This window comes from Mesorhizobium sp. M0676 (assembly GCF_040320535.1).
Lineage (GTDB): Bacteria > Pseudomonadota > Alphaproteobacteria > Rhizobiales > Rhizobiaceae > Mesorhizobium.
The window spans coordinates 138,097-159,060 of sequence record NZ_JAMYPU010000006.1; the positions used below are offsets into that span (position 1 = coordinate 138,097).

Sequence of the window (20,964 nt, forward strand, 5' to 3'; positions counted from 1 at the left end):
CTCGGACGTCTCGGACCAAGCGCGGCGGGACCAAAATCCCGCCGCGACTTTAAACGGACCTTGTTTCAGGGCTTGATACGGATATGGACACGACAGCCCAGCACGGCATTGCGAAGGAGGAGCCCACGGGTCCTGCCCCGCGCCTGACGCTGTCCGGCGTCTCCAAAAGCTTTCCCGGCGTGCGCGCGCTGCACAATGTCAGCCTGTCGCTTTACCCCGGCCAGGTTACGGCGCTGATCGGTGAAAACGGTGCCGGCAAGTCGACGCTGGTCAAGATCATGACCGGCATCTACCAGCCCGACGCCGGCACGATCAGCATTGACGGCCAGGCCGTCGCCCTGCCCAGCGCGCATGCCGCCTTCGGCCACGGCGTCACCGCCATTCATCAGGAAACCGTGCTGTTCGACGATCTGAGCGTCGCCGAAAACATTTTTCTCGGCCATGCGCCGCGCACGCGGCTAGGCACCATCGACTGGCGCACCATGCGAAAACACGCGCGCGAAGTGCTCGACACCATGCATGCCGGCCATATCGACGCCGATGCGCGGCTGAAAGACCTCGGCATCGCCAACAAGCATCTGGTAGCGGTTGCTCGCGCGATGTCGATCGATGCGCAGATCGTCATCATGGATGAGCCGACCGCAGCCCTTTCGATGAAGGAGATCGAGGAGCTTTTCCTGCTGATGGAATTCCTCAAGGAGGAAGGCAAGGCGATCCTGTTCATCAGCCACAAGTTCGACGAGATCTATCGGATCGCCGATCGCTACACCGTGTTCCGCGACGGCGAGATGGTTGGCGAGGGCCTTATAAAGGATGCCGGCCAGAGCCAGATCGTGCGCATGATGGTCGGCCGCTCGGTCGACCACATCTTCCCGCAACGCAAGGCCGAGATCGGCGCGCCGGTGCTGTCTGTATCCGGCCTGTCGCACCCGACCGAATTCAGCGATATCGGCTTCGAGCTGCACGAGGGCGAGATCCTCGGTTTCTATGGCCTGGTCGGCGCCGGGCGGTCAGAGGTGATGCAGGCGATTTCAGGCATCACCCGCATATCGGGCGGCACGATCACGCTGGAAGGCAAGGTGATCACGCCGAAATCGGCGGCGGATTCCATCGAAGCCGGCATCGTCTATGTGCCGGAAGAGCGCGGCAAGCAGGGCGTGGTGATCGGCCTGCCGATCTTCCAGAATGTCTCGCTGCCTTCGCTGAAGCGCACCTCCAAATCCGGCCTGCTGCGATTGTCGGAAGAATTCGCGCTCGCCCGCTCCTACACCGAGCGGCTAGACCTGCGCGCCTCGTCGCTGAGCCAGGATGTCGGCACGCTGTCGGGCGGCAACCAGCAGAAGATCGTCATCGCCAAATGGCTGGCGACAGCGCCCAAGGTGATCATCCTGGACGAGCCGACCAAGGGCATCGACATTGGCTCCAAGGCCGCCGTGCACGGCTTCATGGCGGAGCTCGTCGCGCAGGGCCTGTCGGTGATCATGGTGTCGTCGGAACTGCCGGAGATTCTGGGCATGTCCGACCGCGTCGTCGTCATGCGCGAAGGGCTGGTTGCGGCGGTCTACGATAATAAGGGGCTGGACGCCGAAACGCTGGTCCGGACGGCAGCGGGGATCGCGGCATGAAGGCTCTCCTGAAATTCCGCGAGATCTGGCTGGCAGCGGCGATCGTCGTTTTGATTGCTCTGATCTCGACGCGCTTCCCGGCCTTTGCCGACCCCGGCAATCTCGCCCAGGTGTTCAACGACACCTCGATCCTGATGATCCTGGCGCTGGGACAGATGGTCGTCATCCTGACCCGCTCGATCGACCTGTCGATGGCCTCCAACCTGTGCTTCACCGGCATGGTGGTGGCGATGCTGAACGCCGCGCATCCGGCGATCCCGATCCCGCTGCTGATCGTCATTGCGCTGGCCGTCGGACTGGTGCTCGGCGCCATCAACGGCCTGCTGGTGTGGCGGCTGAACATCCCTTCGATCGTGGTGACATTGGGCACGCTCACCATCTATCGCGGCGCCACCTTCGTGCTCTCCGGCGGCGCATGGGTCAATGCCGACAAGATGAGCCCGGACTTCATCGGCTTCCAGCGCGCAGCTTTCCTGGGCATTCCGGTTCTGTCCTGGATCGCCATACTGGTCATCGCGCCGTTCTTCGTGGTGATGACGCGAACCGCGCTTGGCCGTTCGATCTATGCCATCGGCGTCAACCCGACGGCGTCGGTCTATGCCGGCATCGATGTCGGCCGAACCAAATTCATCGTCTTCTGCATTTCCGGCATGATCGGCGGGCTCGCCGGTTATCTCTGGATTTCTCGTTATGTCATCGCCTCGGTCGAGGTCGCCAATGGCTATGAACTCAATATCATCGCCGCCTGCGTCATCGGCGGCATTTCGATTGCCGGCGGGATCGGCTCGGTCGGGGGCGCGGTGTTAGGGGCGCTGTTCCTCGGCATCATCTCCAACGCACTGCCGGTGATCAACATCTCCCCCTTCTGGCAGATGGCGATTTCAGGGAGCGCCATCATCCTGGCCGTCGTGCTCAACGCGCGCGGCGAACGCCAGCAGGGGCGGATCATCCTGAGGAAGGCGGAGGCGGCATGACCGACACCCCCGCCCCGCGCCACATTCCCGACCGGCTCGACAAGCCGCTCTCCTCGGCGATCTTTTCCTGGGAAGCGCTGCTGGTCGTCGTGGCGGTCGCCATCTTCGCCATCAACAGCTTCGCATCGCCCTATTTCCTCGATGCCTATTCGCTGTCGGACCTGACCTTCAATTTCACCGAGAAAGGCCTGATCGCCTTCGCCATGGCGCTGCTGATCATTTCGGGCGAGATCGACCTGTCGGTCGCCGCCATCATCGCGCTCGCCTCGACCATGATGGGCATGGCGGTACAGGCCGGCGCCGACACGCCGATGCTGGTGGCTATCGGCATCGTCGTCGGGCTCGGTTGCGGCGCCTTCAACGGGCTCCTGGTGACAAGGCTCGGCCTGCCCTCCATCGTCGTTACCATCGGAACGATGAGCCTGTTTCGCGGCATCGCCTTCATCATCCTGGGCGATCAGGCCTACAAAGGCTATCCCGAGAGTTTTGCTTTCTTCGGCCAGGGTTACGTCTGGTGGGTGGTGTCGTTCGAACTGGTGCTCTTCCTCATCGCGGCCGTCGCCTACTGGTTCCTGCTGCATCGCACCAGCTTCGGCCGCCGTGTCTTTGCCATCGGCAACAATCCGGTCGCGGCACAGTTTTCCGGCGTTCGCGTCGGCCGCATCAAATTCATCCTGTTTTGCCTGACCGGGCTGATGGCCGGCATCGCCTCGGTGCTGATCACCTCGCGGCTCGGCTCGACGCGACCGTCCATCGCGCAGGGTTACGAGCTCGAAGTCATCACCATGGTGGTGCTCGGCGGCGTCAGCATTCTGGGCGGCTCCGGCAGCATTTTAGGCGTCGTGCTCGCCGCCTTCATCATGGGGCTGGTGACCTTCGGCCTCGGCCTGCTCAACGTGCCCGGCATCGTCATGTCGATCTTCATCGGCCTGCTCTTGATCGTCGTCATCGCGCTGCCGATCGTCTGGCGGCGGCTGCGTGGTAACGGCTGATGCCTGAGAAATACGCCTTCAAGATGCAGCTCAAACCCGGCATGAAAGCCGAGTACAAAAAGCGCCACGATGAGATCTGGCCGTCGCTGGTGGCGCTGCTGAGAGAGGCCGGCGTCGCCGATTATTCGATCCATCTCGATGAAGACACCAACATCCTGTTCGGCGTGCTGTGGCGGCGCGACGACCATGGCATGGCCGACCTGCCGAAGCACCCGGTGGTGCAGCGCTGGTGGGCGCACATGGCCGACATCATGGAGACCAGGCCGGACAACCAACCGGTGGCCATCCCCCTGGAAACAATGTTCCATTTGGCATGAGTGGGCTGCGCCATATCGCCGTCATCGACATCGGCAAGACCAACGCCAAGGTCGCGCTGGTCGATCTCGTCACGTTGAGCGAAGTGGGGTTGCGCCGCATGGCGAACGCGCCGCTGCGGCAAGCGCCCTACCCGCATCACGATGTCGAGTCGCTGTGGAGGTTCATCCTCAACAGCCTTGCCAGCCTCAACCGCGAACAGCGTATCGACGCGATTTCGATCACCACGCATGGTGCGACCGGCGTGCTGGTCGACGCCTCGGGCGAGCTGGTGCTGCCTGTCCTAGACTATGAGTTCGATGGCCCCGACAGGTTGGCGGCGGAGTATGATGCTGTTCGTCCGCCCTTCGCCGAAACCGGTACACCGCGCCTGCCGGTCGGTCTCAATCTCGGCGCGCAGTTATTCTGGCAGCAGAAGCGTTTTCCCACCGAATTCGCCAGGGCCGCCGCGATGCTGATGTATCCGCAATACTGGGCGCTGCGCCTGACCGGCGTTGCCGCCAACGAGGTGACCTCGCTCGGCTGCCACACCGATCTGTGGAGCCCTTGGGAGGCGGACTTTTCCTCGACGGTCGACAGGCTGGATTGGCGCAGGCTGATGGCATCGGTGCGGCCGGCCAGGGACCAGCTCGGCCCGATCCTGCCGGCGCTTGCCGCGCGCACCGGGCTCTATCCGCAGACCCCGGTTTTCTGCGGACTGCACGATTCCAACGCCTCCCTATTGCCGCATCTTCTGTCCGACGAGCCGCCCTTCTCGGTCGTCTCGACCGGCACCTGGGTGGTATCGATGGCGGTCGGCGGCAGAGAGATTGCGCTCGATGCTGCGCGCGACACGCTGGTCAATGTCAGCGCGCTTGGCGCTCCCGTCCCCTCGGCGCGTTTCATGGGTGGCCGTGAGTTTTCCCAGCTGACCAAGGACAAGCCGCAGGACTGCAGCGGCAGCGAGGTGCTGGCCGTTCTGACCAAAAAGATGCTGCTTTTGCCTTCTACCCAGCAGGGATCAGGACCGTTCCCGCACCATGCCGCGGCATGGCTTGGTGCCGAGGGCATCAGCAAAGGCGAGCGGTTCGCCGCCATCTCCTTCTATCTGGCGCTGATGACGGCGACCTGCCTTGAGCTGATCGGCGCCGACGGCCCGACCACCGTGGAAGGACCGTTTGCCCGCAACCGCCTCTTTGTCGGCATGCTGGCGGCAGCGACCGCGCGAATCGTCATCGCCTCCGAGGCCGCCACCGGCACCAGCATCGGCGCGGCGCTGCTGGCAACGGATCAGTCCGTGCCACACGGCAAGGGCGAGAGAACTGAACCGCAGACCGACCCGGTCTGGGCGGCCTATGTCACCGCGTGGCGCGCGGCAGTCGACGCGCAAGGCTGATCACAAAATCCGCTTGCCAAAGGCCGACATGACGAAGTTGATGGCGTCGGCGCCGATCCGCGGCTCCAGACCGGCGGTCAGTCCGGAAACGTCCATCGACAGCAGACCGCCGGACAGCGCGATCGCCTCCATCGCCTGATGCGTCTCGCGCACCGTCAGCCCGCCGGAGCCCGCAGCCCAGCCGGCGAATTCGGTCGCCGTCGGCGAATAGCTGAGATGGAAGCCTTGCGTGCCCGAGGTGGCGATGCGGATCGCCTCGTGCATGAGGTCGCGCATGCCCATGGCGTCGATGTCGGTCATGGTGAAGGCCGAGACACGCGAATCCTTGAGCACCCTTGCCTCCGCCGGATCGGCATGGCGCAGGCCGACGATGACGACATTTTCCGGCGACAGCTGCGGCTGCAGTGCGCAGGGCTTGTGATCGAGACCGAGCGCGCGGGCCAGCACCGAGACTTCAGGCATGTCTTTGGCCTCCTCGTCCTCGGGCATCAGGGCGGCGATGGAATCGATCCAGATCAGGCCGAAGGAATGCGTCGCGCGCGCCGTTGCGGTCAGCGCCTTGTGGGCGATACGGCGATCGGCGCCGGCAGCGAGCCGGATCAAGCCCGAGGGCGGCCGCTCGACGTCGGCGAGTTCGACCACGTCGAAATTCATCGCCTCCAGACGCGCGCCGGTTCCCTCGCGGGCGATAATCCCGCCGGCTTCCGGTTCGGCCGAGATCGACACCATCTTGCGGCCGGAGAAATCCGCGACGTCGTGCATCGGCGCCTTCTCGACATATTCCGAGGTCATCGCCAGAAGCATGGCGCCATAATTCATGCGGAAGGCGACACGGTCGCCGACGGTAGGTCGCGGATCGGCATCCTGCACATCGAGCAGCAGATGGTCGCTGGAAGCGCCGAGCACCCTCACCCCTTTGGCGATCGGCGTCAGCCCTTCCACCAGCACGTCCTCGCGGCCTATATTGGCGATGGCGCGCAGCCGGTCGCCCTCGTCGGCGAAGACCGGCTGGTTGCCGAAGGCGTCGTAGCCGGACGTGCCGATCGGCCGCGACGGCTTGAGCTTGACCTCGATAACGTCGCTGGTCAGCCGGCAGGCATCGGGTTCGAGTTCCGGCCATGGCACGTCTCGGAAAGTTTCGACGCCACCTTGCAGGATCGCCTCACCCACGCGCAGATTGTTGATGCCGACCGGCAGCTTGCCTTCGAGCAGCAGCGTCAGCGACGACGAGGCGCCGCCGGAAATGAAGTCGAGGCTTTTGCCGGACAGGCGCTCGGTCTTGTAGGCATGGGCGACGAGCTGGCCAAGGTTCTCCGGCGTCGGCATTATGGCGCCGAAGCAGCCGAGATTGGTGCCGATGCCGGCGATGCGCACGCCTTTGAATTCCAGGATCTGTTCGACGGTGGGGATCAGGTCGCTTGGCCAGATGCCTTCGCGGAGATCGCCGAGATCGATCATCAGCATGATGTCGTGGACGCGGCCCATGCGCTCGGCAATGCGCGATATCTCGCGGATGGTGGTCAGTTCCGACTGCAGGCTGATGTCGACGGTGCGCACGACCTCCTCGACGCGCGCCATGGGCGGGCTGCGCAGCAGCATGACCGGCGCATTGATGCCGCTGTCGCGCAGCCGCCGAATGTTCTCAAAACGCGATTCCGCGATGCCGGCAACACCGCCGCGCAGCATGGCCCGCGCCACCTGCGGCATGCCGCATGTGCCCTTGGTGACACCGAATATCTTAATATCAGACAATGCGCAGCGTTCGACGATGGTGCGGGCGTTGCGCTCGATGCGGCCAAGGTCGATAGCGACTTGCGGTCCCGACATCGCTCAGCTCCCGTAGACCAGCCCTTGGGGGTCGATTTCCGGCTTGCGGCCGGCGACGAGGTCGGCCAGGAACTTGCCCGAGCCGCAGGCCATCGTCCAGCCGACATGGCCATGCCCAGTGTCGAGATAGAGGTTGCGATATTTGGCCTGACCGATGACCGGCACCGAGTTCGGCATCATTGGTCGCAGGCCCGCCCACAACAGCGCCTTCTTCTCGTCGAAAGCGCCAGGGAAAAGGTCTTTGCCGGTGCTCAGCATAGACTTGAAGTCGCTGGGCTTGAAGCTGCGGTCGAAGCCGGTAAACTCGGCTGTCGAGGACATGCGCAGGCGGTTTCCGAGCCTGGAGTAACCAACCAGCCGGTCCTCGTCGGCGCCGCCCATGGTCGGTCCCTTGCTCTCGTCCTCCAGCGGGATGGTCGCGCTATAGCCTTTAACCGGATAGACGGGCAGGTCGATACCGTAGCGGCGGCCGATCAGGCCGCTCTCGGGGCCCATGGCGATGACGACGGCGTCGCCCGTCACCGGGCCGGCCGACGTCATGACCGCACGCACCCAGTCGCCCTCTATGTCGAGCCCCTCGACCGTGGTGTCGAACAGGAATCTGACGCCGAGCTTTTCGGCGGCATAGGCGGCCAGCCCATCGACGAATATCCTGGAATCGCCGGTCTGGTCGATTGGCGAATAAACGCCGCCGGCGATCTTTTCCTTCACTCCGGCGAGCCCGGGCTCAAGTTCGACCAGCCGGTCGCGGCCGACGATCTCGATCGGCAGGCCATGCTTTGCCAGAAACTGGTAGTTGTCGGTGCCGGTGTCGAGACTGTGCTGCGAGCGGAAGAAATAAAGAATGCCCTTCTTGCGCTCGTCATAGTGGATGCCGGTGGCGTCGGAGAGCGCGTTGATGCAGTCGCGCGAATAGAGCGCCAGGCGCAGTTTGACCTGGCTGTTGGCGCGCAGCCGGGCCACGGTGCACTGGCGCAGGAAACGCAGGCTCCAGGCGAGGAAATAAGGATCGAAGCGCAGCCTGACCTTGATGCCGAGATCATGGTTCCAGAGAGCGCGCAGGAAGGTCTTCAGCGCCGCCGGCGAGGCCCAGGCGGTGGCGTCGCCCGGCGACACTAGGCCGGCATTGGACTGGCTGGTGCCGCGCGCCGGCGCCGGATGGCGCTCGATCACGGTGACCTCATGGCCGTCGGCGGCCAGATAATAGGCGGCCGCGGTACCGACAACGCCGGCTCCAAGCACCGTTATCTTCATGCCACCCCCTCTTCGCGGCACAGCGCCTCCACGCCGCACCGCCATTGCTTCAATAGCGCTTCGCCGCGCGCCTTGCGAGCCCTCGGAAGTGCCCGGCTCAGCCCCGCGCGGAGTTCTTGCCGGTGAGGATACGCTCCCAGGCGAGTGCATCGGAGACGATCTGGTCGAGGTCGTCGCGTTGCGGGGTCCAGCCGAGTTCGGCGCGTGCAAGGTCCGAATTGGCAACCACGGCGGCGGCGTCGCCGGGGCGCCGGTCGCCCATCTTGACCTCGAAATCCCGGCCGAAGGCGCGCCGCACGCTGTCGATGACCTCGAGCACCGAATAGCCGTGGCTGTAGCCGCAATTGGCGACGAGGCTGCCGCCGCCGGCGCGCAGGCGCTGCAGCGCCAGCCGGTGCGCCGCAGCCAGGTCGCTGACATGGATATAATCGCGCATGCAGGTGCCGTCCGGCGTCGGATAATCGGTGCCGAACACCTGCATGAAGGGGCGTTTGCCGAGCGCGGTCTCGCAGGCGACCTTGATCAGATGCGTGGCGCCAGGCGTCGACTGACCCGCCCGGCCCCTGGGATCGGCGCCGGCGACGTTGAAGTAGCGCAGGGCCGTGTAGCGCAAGGGATGCGCAAGCGCTGCGTCGCGCAGCATCCATTCGCTCATCAGCTTGGACAGGCCGTAGGGCGATTCCGGCGCCAGGCGGGCATCCTCGCGCACCGGCTCCAGGCCGGCGCCGCCATAGACGGCGGCGGTCGAGGAGAAGATGAAATGCGGCACGCCCTCGCGCACCGCGGTTTCGATCAGCGTGCGGGTCTTGGAGGTGTTATTCTCGTAATAGGCGAGCGGGTCGGCAACCGACTCCGGCACCACGACGGAACCGGCGAAGTGGATGATCGCGTCGACCTCGTTATCCCGGATGATCTGGCCGACCAATTCCCTATCGGCGACATCGCCGACGACAAGCTTGGCTTCCGGCGCTACCGCCCATTCGAAGCCGGTGGAAAGGCGGTCGAGAACGACGACGCTCTCGCCGGCATCCAGCAGTTCCCAGACCATGTGGCTGCCGATATAACCGGCGCCGCCCGTTACCAAAACCGTCATCCGTGTCCTCTTTTACTCATGATTTATCGGAAACTGTCTCAATCACCGCCTTACTGGAAAGCCTGCGGCAAGGCCATTAGAAACGCCTGAATGTTAAATCCGTAACAGTCTCACCGGCCTGTGGCATCGTACGGAAACAAAATTGATCCACATCAAGGGAATAGGCCACGATCCGGGGTCGTTAGGAACAGGCTTGGGGCGTGGCATTTTGACCAAAACGGCCCGGTGGACGACGAATGGGCCAACGATTATGATCCCGCGCAAAACTGGGAAGGCGACATGAACTATCAGCGGTTCTTTGAGGAAGCGATCGACCAGCTCCACGCCGAGCGGCGCTACCGGGTTTTCGCCGATCTCGAGCGCATTGTCGGCAAGTTTCCGCGCGCCATCTGGCGTTCAAACGGTCGCGCCGAGGAAATCACCGTCTGGTGCTCCAACGACTATCTCGGCATGGGCCAGAACCCCGATGTCATTGCCGCGTTCCAGAACGCGGCCGGCAAGATGGGTTCGGGCGCCGGCGGCACCCGCAACATTTCCGGCACCTCGAACCCGTTGGTCGAGCTTGAGCTGGAACTGGCCGACCTGCACGACAAGGAAGCGGCGCTGGTCTTCACCTCCGGCTTCGTCTCCAACGAGGCCTCGATCTCGACCATTGCGCGGCTTTTGCCCAATTGCCTGATCATTTCAGACGAGCTCAACCATGCCTCGATGATCGAAGGCGTACGGCGCTCGGGCGCCGAAAAGAAGATTTTCCGCCACAACGACGTCGCGCATCTCGAAAGCCTGCTGCAGGTGGCGGGCCGCGAACGCGCCAAGCTGATCGTGTTCGAGAGCGTCTATTCGATGGATGGCGACATCGCGCCGATCAAGCAGATCGTCGAGCTCGCCGAACGCTACAACGCCATGACCTATATTGACGAGGTCCATGCCGTCGGCATGTACGGACCGCGCGGCGGCGGCATCACCGAGCGCGAGGGGCTGGCCGACCGCATCGACATCATCGAAGGCACGCTGGCCAAGGCGTTCGGCACGCTGGGCGGCTATATCGCCGGCAACAGCGCCATCATCGACGCGGTGCGCTCCTATGCGCCGGGCTTCATCTTCACCACGGCGCTGCCGCCGGCCGTCGCCGCCGCCGCCACCAGGTCCATCCGCCACCTCAAGCGGTCGCAAGCCGAGCGCGATGCGCAACAGCGCCAAGCGTCGCGGACCAAGGAGGTTCTGTCTGCAGCCGGCCTGCCGGTGATGGAATCGCCGACACACATCGTGCCGGTGCTGGTCGGTGACCCCGAACTCTGCAAGATGGCCAGCGACCGTCTGCTCGGCGTGCACGGCATCTACATCCAGCCGATCAACTATCCGACCGTGCCGCGCGGCACCGAGCGGCTGCGCATCACCCCGACGCCGTTCCATACCGATGCGCTGATTGCGGGACTTCAGGACGCGCTGATCGAGACATGGGATGCGCTCGGCATTCCCTACGGCTCCGCCGGACGGCCCACTGTCGCCAAGAGCGACCGGATTGTGCCGCTGCTTGTGCCGAAGTCGGGCGGCTGAAGCCGCCGCCCATTCACCTCAAACCGTCCTCATCCATCCCGCCAGCCGGTGTGCCGCTTCCTCGAGTTGGTCGAGGCGGCGGTGGAAGCACAGGCGCAAAAACGCCTCTCCGCCAGGGCCGAAGGCGGTGCCCGGCGCCAGGCCGACATTGGCCTTGTCGACGATGTCGAAAGCAGCCCGGCGCGGATCGGTGATGCCGTCGACCGTGAAAAACAAATAGAACGCGCCTTGCGGCACGGTGAAGCGCGCTTTGCCGGTTGCGCCTAGAATATCGCAGACCAGGTCGCGCGCCTTTCGCGCCCGCTCAACCTGTTCGACGATGAACGCATCACCGTGGTCCAGCGCCGCGACGGCGCCGCGCTGCATGAACTGGGCGACGCCTGAGGTCGAATACTGGATCAGGTTCTCGAACACCTGCTGCAGCTCGGGATGGGTCTTGATCCAGCCGACGCGCCAGCCGGTCATCGCCCAGTTCTTGGAAAAGGAGTTGACGAACAGGATGCGGTCTTCCGCGGTCGAAATGTCGAGGAAGGACGGCGCACGGCCGTGGCCGTAGTGGAACAGCGAATAGATCTCGTCGGCGATGATCCACAGGCCCTTTTGGCGGGCGAGATTCAGGATCGCCTGCAGCGTTTCCTTATCGGCCGTCCAGCCGGTGGGGTTCGATGGCGTGTTGACGAACAGCGCCTTGGTGCGCGGCGTCACCGCAGCCGCAATCTTGTCGACATCGCAGGACCAGCCATTGCCCGACTGGTCGAGCGTGACCGCAACCGGGGTAGCGCCGGAAATACCGGCGGCGGCGGCGAAATTCGGCCAGGCCGGGGAGAGATAGACCACCTCGTCGCCGCTGCCGGCGACCGCGGCTAATGCCAACTGAATGGCATGCATGCCGGAACCGGTGGCGATGAATTCCTCTTCGGCGAAGCTCTTGCCGAAATGCCTGGCATAGTAGCGAGAAAGCGCTTGCCTCAACTCCGGAATGCCTTTCTGCCAGGTATAGAATGTCTCGCCATTGGCGAGCCCCTTGGCGGCGGCTTCCGAAATGAAGGCAGGCGTCGGCAAATCGCCTTCACCGGCCCAGAGCGGGATCATGCCCTCGCGCGAACGGCCGTAATTGACGACGGCGACAATGCCGCTTTCGGGGGCGGCCACCGCTTCGGCGCGCAAGCTATCGATCAGGGTCATGAACAGGTCCGTTTTGATGTCTGCTTTGATGCATGTCATTATCCAGAACCGCTGCGCACTTGTGGGCGACATGCATTGGCGGATGCTCTTAGCAGATGCGGCAACAGAAAACCCCGGCCGCGAACGACCGGGGTTTTGGTCCAGAAATCTGGCCTTATCTATTTCCTGGCGAGGAGATCGCGAATTTCGGTGAGCAAAGCGACGTCGGCCGGTGGCGGAGCCGCAGGTGCGGCCGGCTTCTCCCGCTCGAGCCGCTTGCGCATGTTGTTCACGGCCTTGACCATCAGGAAGATGATGAAAGCCAGGATGACGAAATTCAGCGCCACGGTGATAAAATTGCCGTAGGCGAACACCGCGCCTTCCTTACGGGCGTCGGCAAGATTGGTCGAATGCACTGTTGATGAGAGGCCTATGAAGTAGTTGGAAAAGTCGACGCCACCAAGTGCGCCGATGAAAGGCATGATGATGTCGTTGACAAGAGAATCGACGATCTTGCTGAAGGCCGCGCCGATGATGACGCCGACCGCAAGGTCCATCACATTTCCTTTGGAAATGAATTCCTGGAATTCTTTCAGCATTCGACCCTCCTTGTCATGACGGACCGCGCTGCCGCCGTCCCTCCGGCGTCGGCCCGTGCGCACCATAACAAAAACCTGCGGTTGCAACAGAAGCAAAAGCTGGAAAACACCGCTTTCTCCTTACCTTGGTTCACGGTTCGACAGGGCAGCGTCGCGACCATGCGCCGAAAGCCGCGATGGACTTGACCTTAGAGCTGTGATTGCCTCTGGGCAGGCCGGGGTGAAAGCTGGCCGAGGAGGATTTTCGGGCCGTGCAGGGCTGGTTCATCGTCATCATTGCCGTCGCCTATGTGACGCTGCTGTTCGCCATCGCTAGCCTTGGCGACCGGCGGTCGACGGCGTCGGGACCCGGCCACGCCCGGCCCTTCATCTATGCACTCAGCCTCGCCATCTACTGCACCTCCTGGACCTTCTTCGGCTCGGTCGGCCTGTCCTCCGAGCGCGGCCTCGAATTTCTCGGCATCTATACCGGCCCGGTGCTGGTGTTCGTGTTCGGCTTTCCGCTGCTCAATCGCATCGTGCGGCTGGCCAAGAGCGAGAAGATCACCTCGATCGCCGACTTCCTCGGCGCCCGCTATGGCAAGAGCTTTGCCGTCTCGGCGATCGCCACGCTGATCGCCACCATCGGCGCGGTGCCCTATATCGCACTGCAATTGAAGGCGATCTCCGGTTCGGTCGGCCTGATGGTCGAGCATTATACGGGATCGCCGCCCTCCTTCGATCCCTTCGTCAGCGACATCTCGCTGGTGGTGGCCATGCTCTTGGCGCTGTTTGCGGTGCTGTTCGGCACCCGCCATGCCGACGCCACCGAGCACCAGGACGGGCTGGTGCTGGCGGTGGCGGTCGAAACCGTGGTCAAGCTCGCCGCCTTCCTGGCGATCGGCCTGATGGTCACCTTCCTGATCTTCGGCGGCCCGGGCGACATGATCGACAAGCTGGCCGAAAACAGCCAGGTGCGGCAGGCCATGGGCTACGACACCTCGCTCGCCACCTGGCTGGTGCTGACTTGCCTGAGCGGCTTTGCCATCATCATGCTGCCGCGCCAGTTCTACGTCACCATCGTCGAGAACCGCGGCGAGGCCGAACTGCGCACCGCGACCTGGGTGTTCCCGCTCTATCTCGTGGCGATAAACCTGTTCGTGCTGCCGATCGCCTTCGCCGGCCTGGCGCTGGTCGGCACCAAAACCACCAGTGACCTCTATGTGCTGGCGCTGCCCTTGTTCGGCGGCCATGATTTCCTCGCCATGGCCGCCTTCATCGGTGGGCTGTCGGCGGCGACCGCCATGGTGATCGTCGAAAGCGTGGCGCTGTCGATCATGATCTCCAACGACCTCGTCATCCCGCTGTTCGTGCGCCGCCTGCTCAAGACCACGACCTCTGAGAATGAGGATTGGTCGACGCTGATCCTCAACGTGCGGCGCGGCGCCATCTTCATCCTGTTGTTCATCGCCTTCCTCTACTACCGCGAAAGCACCAACTCGGCGCGGCTGTCGTCGATCGGCCTGATGTCGTTCGCGGCAATCGCCCAATTCGCGCCGGCGCTGATCGGCGGGCTGATCTGGCGCGGCGCCAATGGCCGCGGCGCGGCCCTTGGCATGGTCGCCGGCATCCTCGTCTGGGGCTATACGCTGCTTTTGCCGTCGCTCTCGGCAGCCGACGCGGACATCGTCGTGCAGGGGTTGTTCGGTTTCGAGGCGCTGCGGCCGCAGGCTCTGTTCGGCACCGTCGCCGAACCGTTGAACCACGGCGTGCTCTGGAGCCTGTCGGTCAACACGCTGTTCTTCGTGCTCGGCTCGCTGTCGCGCGCGTCAGTACCGCTGGAGCGTATCCAGGCGTCGATCTTCGTGCCGCGCGAATCCGGCCCGATGCCCAGCCTGCGCCGCTTCCGCACCGCCATCACCGTCAACGTGCTGAAAGACACCATCTCGCGCTACCTCGGCGTCGAGCGCACCGAGCGCTCCTTCCGGTCCTTCGAAAAGAGCACTGGCGTCTCGCTGCACGGCAATGAGCAGGCCAGCATGGATGTCATCCGCTTTTCCGAGCAGCTGCTGGCGAGCGCTGTCGGCTCGTCTTCGGCGCGGCTGATCCTGTCGCTGCTGTTTCGCCGCAACGACCGCGAGTCCAAGGACGCCTTTCGCCTGCTCGACGACGCCACCGAAGCGCTGCAGCACAATCGCGACCTGCTGCAGATCGCGCTCGACCAGATGGAGCAGGGCATCACCGTATTCGACCGCGATTTTCGTCTGATCTGCTGGAACAGACAATATCGCGCGCTGTTCGACCTGCCCGACGAGATGGGCCAGGTCGGCGTCTCGCTCGACCGCATCCTGCGCCACCTCGCCGAGCGCGGCGATATCCCGGCCGACCAGCGCGTGGCGATGCTCAACCGGCTGACCAGCTTCGTCAGCCCATGGCAGATGGAGTTGACGACCAGTGGCCGAATCCTCGAACTGCGTTCCAACCCGATGCCGGACGGTGGCATCGTTGCCACCTATGCCGACATATCAGGACGCGTCGAACAGGATTTGGCGCTGAAGCGGGCCAATGAATCGCTGGAGCAGCGGGTCAAGACGCGTACCATCGAACTGACTAGGGTCAACGAGGAGTTGACCCGGGTCAATGAGGAGTTGGCGCAGGCGCAGATGCTGGCCGAGGAGGCCAATCTGGGCAAGACGCGCTTCCTCGCCGCCGCTGGCCACGACATCCTGCAGCCGCTGAACGCCGCCCGTCTCTACTGCTCGTCGCTGATCGAAAAGGCCGGCAAGGGCCCGGCCGGCAAGGCCGCTATCAACATCGAATCCTCGCTGGAATCGGTCGAGACGATCCTGGGCGCCGTGCTCGACATTTCCCGCCTCGACGCCGGCGCGATGAAACCGGACGACAGCGCCTTCCGCCTGGACGGGCTGCTGCGCCAGATCGGCAATGATTTTCAGCCGCTCGCCGCCGAAAAGAAACTCGATCTGACGATCATGGCCTCGTCGCTCAGCGTGATGACGGACCGCAACCTACTGCGCCGGCTGATCCAGAATCTGGTCTCCAACGCCATCAAATACACCCCCCATGGCCGCATCCTGGTCGGCGTGCGACGGCGCGGCGAACTCGCCGAAATCCAGGTGATCGACACTGGCATCGGCATTGCCGGCGACAAGCTGAACACGGTCTTCAACGAGTTCACCCGGCTGGATGAAGGCGTGCGCGAAGCCGAAGGTCTCGGCCTTGGCCTGTCCATCGTAGACCGCATCGCGCGGGTACTGCGGCTCGAGATCCAGATCTTTTCCAACCCGGGCAAGGGTACGCGCTTTTCCGTTATCCTGCCGGTTGCGGCGGTTGAGGCGCCGCGGCGCGAGGTCGAGCCGAAGGCGCCTGCCCGCACCGCGAATTCGCTGGCCGGCCTGCGCGTCATGTGCATCGACAATGACCCTCGCATTCTCGATGGCATGCGGCTTTTGCTCGAAGGCTGGGGCTGCAGCGTCGGCACGTTTTCGGGTTCGGAGGATTTTGGCAGGGCCGATCGTCCCGACATCGTGCTTGCCGACTATCATCTCGATGGCAGAAGCGGCCTCGACATCATCGCGCGCCTGCGTGACATCCATGGTTCCGACCTGCCGGCCGTGCTGGTCACCGCCGACCGCTCCACCGAGGTCCGTGCCGCTGCCGCCGCGCTCGACGTGCCGGTAATCAACAAGCCGCTGAAGCCGGCGGTGCTGCGCTCGATGATGGCCAGGGTCAGGCCGCTGGCCTCGGCGGCCGAGTAGGGTTCAATGCATGTCGCCCAGAAGTGTGCCCCGGTTCTGGGACCACGACATGCATCGAACAAGAGCTAAAGCGGGTCGCATGAATCCGTTCAGCGCGATGCGCTTTAGCCTGCTGGCTGCAACGGATCGCTGCCGATCTTGGACAGCTGGATCACCGCCTGGGTGCGGCTGTCGACGCCGAGCTTTTGCAGGATGGCCGAGACATGCGCCTTGACCGTCGCTTCGGAGACGCTGAGTTCGTAGGCGATCTGCTTGTTGAGCAGGCCTTCGGCCAGCATGCCGAGGACACGCGTCTGCTGCGGCGTCAGCGCCTGCAGCCGCTTGATCAGGTCGGATATTTCGGGGTCGCGCTCGACGCCGAGGTCGATGCCGACGGGTGCTGCGATGTCGCCGGCCAGCACCGTCTGCACGGCGCTGCGAATCTCTTCCATACTGGCCGATTTGGAGATGAAGCCGGACGCGCCGAGATCGAGCGCGCGCCGGATGGTCACCGGGTCGTCATGTGCCGACACCACCACCAGCGGCACCGCCGGGTGGATGCCGCGCAGTGCGATCAGACCGGACAGGCCGCTGGCGCCCGGCATCGACAGGTCGAGCAGCACCAGGTCGACATCCTCATTGGCCACGACCAGGACCTTGGCGCTTTCGAAATCGCCGGCCTCGTGAATGGCTGCGACATCGCCGACGCCGGCAAGCGCCTCTTTCAGCGCGCCGCGGAAAAGCGGATGGTCGTCGGCGATGACGAAGGTGTAACCCGACGGCAAATGTTCCTCCCCAAATCCCTTATTGATTATCGGCTTTTACGGGGACCGGACGATTATGCGGCGAAGCGCTTTGTCTTCATGCGGCAATGGCCGGACGGGGCATTCCCCGCCGGGCAGTTCAGGTCTTTTGCGAATTGAGATTGGCGCCGTCATCCTTGTCCATTTCCTTGACGATGCCCATGAAGCCGCGCAGCATGCGCTCCATATAGCTCATCGTCTTGTCGAAATCCTCCTCGCTCGGCAGCTTCGATTCGAGGCGGGCGGACAGCGAGTTCTCGAGCTTGGCGACGCGTTCGTCCATTGCTTTCATCGAGGCCTGCAAACGGTCGACTTCCTCCTGGAAGGCGGCGCGTTCGTCGGCGGCCATCTTGCAGATGAGCTGGCCGGAGCGCTCCTCGCAGATCGACATGGCGCCGGTCCGGGTGTCCATACGGACATAACCGTTGGCGGATTTTTCCAGCCGGTAGCGGTCGGTCTCTTCGGACCAGGCCGATGCCGCAACCAGCGAGACCAGTGCGGCGGGGATCAGTATGTGCTGCAGACGCATGTTCCATCCTCCACGAGCCAGTATGCGCAACCTATCACAGCTTTGCGCCGTAAATGCGGACGAGTTGCCCTTCCCCGCATGAGCCATCCGGACCAGAGCGGGTCGCCGTTCCACGGCGCTCCGCTCTATCTCCTTGTTTTAACGCAATTCCGGGCGGAAAACCGCTTCACACTTTTCCTGGAATTGCTTTATAGCGCAACAATGTCTCAGATCATCTACAAGATCGCGCCCGAAGCCCTTTGGCGCGAGGCCGAGAAAAACGGCCGCTTCACCGGCGCTCCGATCGACGTCGCCGACGGCTTCATCCATTTCTCCACTGCTGATCAGGCCAGGGAGACGGCGGCGAAGCATTTCGCCGGCCAGACGGATTTGCTGCTGATCGCCATCGACGGGGCGCTGCTCGGTGACCCGCTGAAATACGAGGTCTCGCGCGGCGGCGCGCTGTTTCCGCATCTCTATGGCGTGCTCGACATGAACGCCGTGCTGTGGGTGAAACCATTGCCGCTCGGCGCTGATGGCGCACACCAGTTTCCGGCGCTGGAGGCCGAATGAGCGTGTTCGATCGCATCGGCCAGAAACTGCTGTTCACCTTCGATCCGGAAACGGCGCATGGCATGTCGATCGCGGCGCTGCGATGCGGTCTGCCGGTCGGCGCGCGGACGGTGCGCGACGACAGGTTGAAGCTCAGCCTCTGTGGCATCGCCTTCCCCAATCCGCTCGGCATGGCCGCAGGCTATGACAAGAATGCCGAGGTGCCTGACGCGCTGCTTGGCCTCGGCTTCGGCTTTGCCGAAGTCGGCACCGTGACGCCGCTGCCGCAGGCCGGCAATCCGAAGCCGCGCATTTTCCGGCTGGCTGAGGATGATGCGGTGATCAACCGGCTGGGTTTTAACAATGAGGGCCACGAAGCGGCCGAGATGCGCCTTGCCGCGCGCAAGGGACGCGTCGGCATCGTCGGCGTCAACATCGGCGCCAACAAGGACAGCGCCGATCGTGTCCATGACTATGAGCTCGGCGTCTCCCGCTTTGCGAAATACGCCAGTTATCTCACCGTCAACATCTCGTCGCCCAACACGCCCGGCCTGCGCACCATGCAGGCGCGCGAACAGCTCGGCGAACTTCTGGCTCGCGTCGTATCGGCGCGTGCCTCGGCATCGGCCCAGCCACCAATCTTCCTCAAGATCGCACCTGATCTGGTCGAGGCCGAGCTGGAGGACATCGCCGCCGAGGTCAGCGAAAAGCAGATCGACGGGGTCATCGTCTCCAACACGACGCTGGCGCGGACCGGATTGCGTAGCACCACCAGCGAGACCGGAGGGCTCTCCGGCAAGCCGCTGTTCGAACGCTCGACGATCGTGCTGGCCAAGATGCGCAAACTGCTCGGGCCGGAGTGCGCCATCATCGGCGTCGGCGGTGTCGATTCTGCCGAGACGGCTCTGGAAAAAATCCGCGCCGGCGCCGATCTGGTGCAACTCTACACCGGCATGATCTATGCCGGCCCCGCGCTGCCAGGCCGCATTCTTTCAGGCATGGTGCGCTTTGCAGAAAAGGAAAGGCTGACGTCTTTGCGCGAACTGCGCGACAGCCGGCTCGATCAGTGGGCTGCCAAGGCGCTCTAAAAAGCCGTGCGCAGCCTGAGCCGCAGGATGGCCAGCAGGCTGAAGCCGCGCACCAGCAGGAAAACGTGCAGCGCCGCCCACAGGCCGCGATTGCCGAGAGACGGCGCCAAGCTGAACAATGCGGCGCTGAAGGCCAGGAACGACACCAGCATCATGTTGCGCATGTCGCGCGACCACGTGGCGCCGATGAAGACGCCGTCCATCTGGAAGGCCAGCACGCCGCTCAACGGTGTCAGTGCCGCCCACGGCAGATAGATGTCGGCAGCAGCACGAACGTCCTGCGACGTGGTGATCAAAGAAATCAGGCCGGCGCCGCCGAGCCAGAAGATCAGCGTCGCGGTTCCGGCGAGGCCGAACCCCCAGAACAAGGTCAGACGCACCGCCCGGCGGAACGCCGTCTCGGCGCGTGCGCCGATCGCGCGTCCCGCCAACTGCTCGGCGGCTGTGGCAAAACCGTCGAGAAAATAGCCGGCGACGAGAAAGAAGTTCATCAGCACGGCATTGGCGGCCAGCGTCAGCGTGCCGAACTGCGCGCCCTGGCGGGTGAACAGCGCGAAAGCGGCGAGCAGCGAGAACGAGCGGATCATGATATCGCGGTTGAGCGACAGCATGCGCAGGAAAGCGGGCATGTCGAGCAGGCGATGCCGCGGCAGGCGGGGTGCGGCCCGGAACCGCCAGACAACGATGGCGAGACCCAGCAGCATGGCCAGACATTCGCCGGTGACGGTCGCCCAGGCCACGCCGGCGACGCCCCAGCCAAGCTTCAGGCCGAGCAGGATGCAAAGCACGATGTTGATGCCGTTGAGCACCGCCTGCAGCATCAGCCCAAGCCCGCCCTCGCCGCGTCCAAGGACATAGCCGAGGATGGCGTAGTTGATCAGCGTGAAGGGGGCGGCGAGCATTCTGATGTGGATATAGACGCCCATCGCCTCGCCGACGCGCGCTTCGCCGCCGATGAATTTCTGGCCGGCGATGGCGATCAGCGGCGCAAGGACGACAAGCACGATGCCGGCGGCGGCCGCGATCAGCACGGCGCGCCAGAACACCGCCTGCTCCTCGGTTTCGTCGCCGCGCCCAAACGCCTGGGCGACGAGGCCGGTGGTGCCGGAGCGCAGGAAATTGAAGGTGCTGAAGACGACGTCGAAGACCAGGGCCCCGGCCGCCAGGCCGCCGAGCAGGGCGGCATCGCCGAACTGCCCGACCACCGCCGTGTCGACGATGCCGAGCAGCGGCGTCGTCAGATAGGCGAGCGTCATCGGCACGGCGATGGCGAGCACCGAACGGTTGGTGACGGCGAAGGGTCTCGCGTCGGCTGGGGTTGCACCCGTGTCCAGGGGATTGCTGCCTTGCTGGTTGCGGCTTGATCGAACAGCCGATGTGCCCCATTTTCCCGCCACCGCGCAATCACTCTTGCCGTGACGGCCAACCGAAATGTTCTTCTGGCGCGAGCCCGCCGGATCCCAGTACTGGTTTTAAGCAATTCCCAAAGGGAAGCGCTACGCGC

At 64.0% G+C, this 20,964-nt stretch carries 17 protein-coding genes; 9 read left to right on the plus strand and 8 right to left on the minus strand.

What is annotated here, in order from left to right; genetic code table 11:
* Positions 1-83: 83 nt before the first annotated feature.
* The 5 genes from NKI35_RS08720 to NKI35_RS08740 are packed head-to-tail and all read left to right on the plus strand — an operon-like array spanning position 84 to position 5,281.
* The gene (locus tag NKI35_RS08720) at positions 84-1,625 is read left to right on the plus strand and encodes a sugar ABC transporter ATP-binding protein (RefSeq protein ID WP_352739534.1); all 1,542 of its coding nucleotides are present in this window, start codon (positions 84-86) and stop codon (positions 1,623-1,625) included.
* A complete protein-coding gene (locus tag NKI35_RS08725) occupies positions 1,622-2,599 on the plus strand; it encodes an ABC transporter permease (protein WP_352739536.1) in 978 nt (325 codons plus the stop codon). Before NKI35_RS08720 ends, NKI35_RS08725 begins: the two co-directional genes overlap by 4 nt.
* Complete coding sequence (locus tag NKI35_RS08730; protein ID WP_352739538.1) at positions 2,596-3,591, plus strand: ABC transporter permease; 996 nt, start codon at positions 2,596-2,598, stop codon at positions 3,589-3,591. Before NKI35_RS08725 ends, NKI35_RS08730 begins: the two co-directional genes overlap by 4 nt.
* Positions 3,591-3,908: an L-rhamnose mutarotase gene (gene rhaM / locus NKI35_RS08735; RefSeq protein WP_352739540.1), complete on the plus strand. Its 318-nt coding sequence runs from the start codon at positions 3,591-3,593 to the stop codon at positions 3,906-3,908. The genes NKI35_RS08730 and rhaM overlap by 1 nt, the downstream gene beginning before the upstream one ends.
* Positions 3,905-5,281, plus strand: coding sequence for an FGGY-family carbohydrate kinase (locus NKI35_RS08740; RefSeq protein ID WP_352739542.1), 1,377 nt, complete (start codon positions 3,905-3,907; stop codon positions 5,279-5,281). The genes rhaM and NKI35_RS08740 overlap by 4 nt, the downstream gene beginning before the upstream one ends.
* Here NKI35_RS08740 and NKI35_RS08745 read toward each other — a convergent pair whose 3' ends face one another.
* From NKI35_RS08745 to galE, 3 genes are all read right to left on the minus strand, one after another.
* Positions 5,282-7,108 carry an alanine racemase gene (locus NKI35_RS08745; protein WP_352739544.1) on the minus strand — a complete coding sequence of 609 codons (1,827 nt, stop codon included), beginning with the start codon at positions 7,106-7,108 and terminating at the stop codon, positions 5,282-5,284.
* A 3-nt stretch (positions 7,109-7,111) separates the two neighbouring features.
* Positions 7,112-8,362, minus strand: a complete 1,251-nt coding sequence (locus NKI35_RS08750) for a D-amino acid dehydrogenase (RefSeq protein WP_023715345.1) — start codon at positions 8,360-8,362, stop codon at positions 7,112-7,114.
* 97 nt (positions 8,363-8,459) lie between these two features.
* Positions 8,460-9,455, minus strand: coding sequence for a UDP-glucose 4-epimerase GalE (galE, locus tag NKI35_RS08755; RefSeq protein ID WP_352739546.1), 996 nt, complete (start codon positions 9,453-9,455; stop codon positions 8,460-8,462).
* 279 nt (positions 9,456-9,734) lie between these two features.
* On the opposite strand from galE, the gene hemA reads away from it, so the two are divergent.
* Positions 9,735-11,012, plus strand: coding sequence for a 5-aminolevulinate synthase (gene hemA, locus NKI35_RS08760; RefSeq protein ID WP_352497090.1), 1,278 nt, complete (start codon positions 9,735-9,737; stop codon positions 11,010-11,012).
* An 18-nt stretch (positions 11,013-11,030) separates the two neighbouring features.
* On the opposite strand, the gene NKI35_RS08765 is transcribed toward hemA, so the two are convergent.
* Together NKI35_RS08765 and mscL are read right to left on the minus strand one after the other, a co-directional pair.
* On the minus strand, positions 11,031-12,197 hold the full coding sequence (locus NKI35_RS08765) for a pyridoxal phosphate-dependent aminotransferase (RefSeq protein ID WP_023736123.1): 1,167 nt from the start codon (positions 12,195-12,197) through the stop codon (positions 11,031-11,033).
* Positions 12,198-12,355: 158 nt separating this feature from the next.
* Complete coding sequence (gene mscL / locus NKI35_RS08770; protein ID WP_023681933.1) at positions 12,356-12,775, minus strand: large conductance mechanosensitive channel protein MscL; 420 nt, start codon at positions 12,773-12,775, stop codon at positions 12,356-12,358.
* Positions 12,776-13,026: 251 nt separating this feature from the next.
* Between mscL and NKI35_RS08775 the strand changes: the two genes are divergently transcribed.
* Entirely contained in the window at positions 13,027-16,530 is a 3,504-nt protein-coding gene (locus NKI35_RS08775; protein WP_352739549.1) for a PAS domain-containing hybrid sensor histidine kinase/response regulator, read from the plus strand.
* A 104-nt stretch (positions 16,531-16,634) separates the two neighbouring features.
* Here NKI35_RS08775 and NKI35_RS08780 read toward each other — a convergent pair whose 3' ends face one another.
* Together NKI35_RS08780 and NKI35_RS08785 are read right to left on the minus strand one after the other, a co-directional pair.
* Positions 16,635-17,294: a response regulator gene (locus tag NKI35_RS08780; RefSeq protein ID WP_023669647.1), complete on the minus strand. Its 660-nt coding sequence runs from the start codon at positions 17,292-17,294 to the stop codon at positions 16,635-16,637.
* A gap of 118 nt (positions 17,295-17,412) precedes the next feature.
* On the minus strand, positions 17,413-17,841 hold the full coding sequence (locus tag NKI35_RS08785; protein ID WP_023692522.1) for a hypothetical protein: 429 nt from the start codon (positions 17,839-17,841) through the stop codon (positions 17,413-17,415).
* A gap of 201 nt (positions 17,842-18,042) precedes the next feature.
* Between NKI35_RS08785 and NKI35_RS08790 the strand changes: the two genes are divergently transcribed.
* Both NKI35_RS08790 and NKI35_RS08795 read left to right on the plus strand, forming a co-directional pair.
* Positions 18,043-18,393: a DUF952 domain-containing protein gene (locus NKI35_RS08790; RefSeq protein ID WP_023692523.1), complete on the plus strand. Its 351-nt coding sequence runs from the start codon at positions 18,043-18,045 to the stop codon at positions 18,391-18,393.
* Positions 18,390-19,460, plus strand: coding sequence for a quinone-dependent dihydroorotate dehydrogenase (locus NKI35_RS08795; RefSeq protein ID WP_352739552.1), 1,071 nt, complete (start codon positions 18,390-18,392; stop codon positions 19,458-19,460). The genes NKI35_RS08790 and NKI35_RS08795 overlap by 4 nt, the downstream gene beginning before the upstream one ends.
* On the opposite strand, the gene NKI35_RS08800 is transcribed toward NKI35_RS08795, so the two are convergent.
* A complete protein-coding gene (locus NKI35_RS08800) occupies positions 19,457-20,794 on the minus strand; it encodes an MATE family efflux transporter (protein WP_023730976.1) in 1,338 nt (445 codons plus the stop codon). The two genes, NKI35_RS08795 and NKI35_RS08800, sit on opposite strands and share 4 nt — an antisense overlap.
* Between the last annotated feature and the right edge of the window lie 170 nt (positions 20,795-20,964).

Bases quoted from the DNA above. Each gene is read 5' to 3' on its own strand.
- mscL (WP_023681933.1), bottom strand. From the start codon at position 12,775: ATGCTGAAAGAATTCCAGGAATTCATTTCCAAAGGAAATGTGATGGAC.
- galE (WP_352739546.1), bottom strand. From the start codon at position 9,455: ATGACGGTTTTGGTAACGGGCGGCGCCGGTTATATCGGCAGCCACATG.
- NKI35_RS08790 (WP_023692523.1), top strand. From the start codon at position 18,043: ATGTCTCAGATCATCTACAAGATCGCGCCCGAAGCCCTTTGGCGCGAG.
- NKI35_RS08785 (WP_023692522.1), bottom strand. From the start codon at position 17,841: ATGCGTCTGCAGCACATACTGATCCCCGCCGCACTGGTCTCGCTGGTT.
- NKI35_RS08730 (WP_352739538.1), top strand. From the start codon at position 2,596: ATGACCGACACCCCCGCCCCGCGCCACATTCCCGACCGGCTCGACAAG.
- NKI35_RS08745 (WP_352739544.1), bottom strand. From the start codon at position 7,108: ATGTCGGGACCGCAAGTCGCTATCGACCTTGGCCGCATCGAGCGCAAC.
- NKI35_RS08750 (WP_023715345.1), bottom strand. From the start codon at position 8,362: ATGAAGATAACGGTGCTTGGAGCCGGCGTTGTCGGTACCGCGGCCGCC.
- rhaM (WP_352739540.1), top strand. From the start codon at position 3,591: ATGCCTGAGAAATACGCCTTCAAGATGCAGCTCAAACCCGGCATGAAA.
- hemA (WP_352497090.1), top strand. From the start codon at position 9,735: ATGAACTATCAGCGGTTCTTTGAGGAAGCGATCGACCAGCTCCACGCC.
- NKI35_RS08720 (WP_352739534.1), top strand. From the start codon at position 84: ATGGACACGACAGCCCAGCACGGCATTGCGAAGGAGGAGCCCACGGGT.
- NKI35_RS08740 (WP_352739542.1), top strand. From the start codon at position 3,905: ATGAGTGGGCTGCGCCATATCGCCGTCATCGACATCGGCAAGACCAAC.
- NKI35_RS08795 (WP_352739552.1), top strand. From the start codon at position 18,390: ATGAGCGTGTTCGATCGCATCGGCCAGAAACTGCTGTTCACCTTCGAT.
- NKI35_RS08765 (WP_023736123.1), bottom strand. From the start codon at position 12,197: ATGACCCTGATCGATAGCTTGCGCGCCGAAGCGGTGGCCGCCCCCGAA.
- NKI35_RS08725 (WP_352739536.1), top strand. From the start codon at position 1,622: ATGAAGGCTCTCCTGAAATTCCGCGAGATCTGGCTGGCAGCGGCGATC.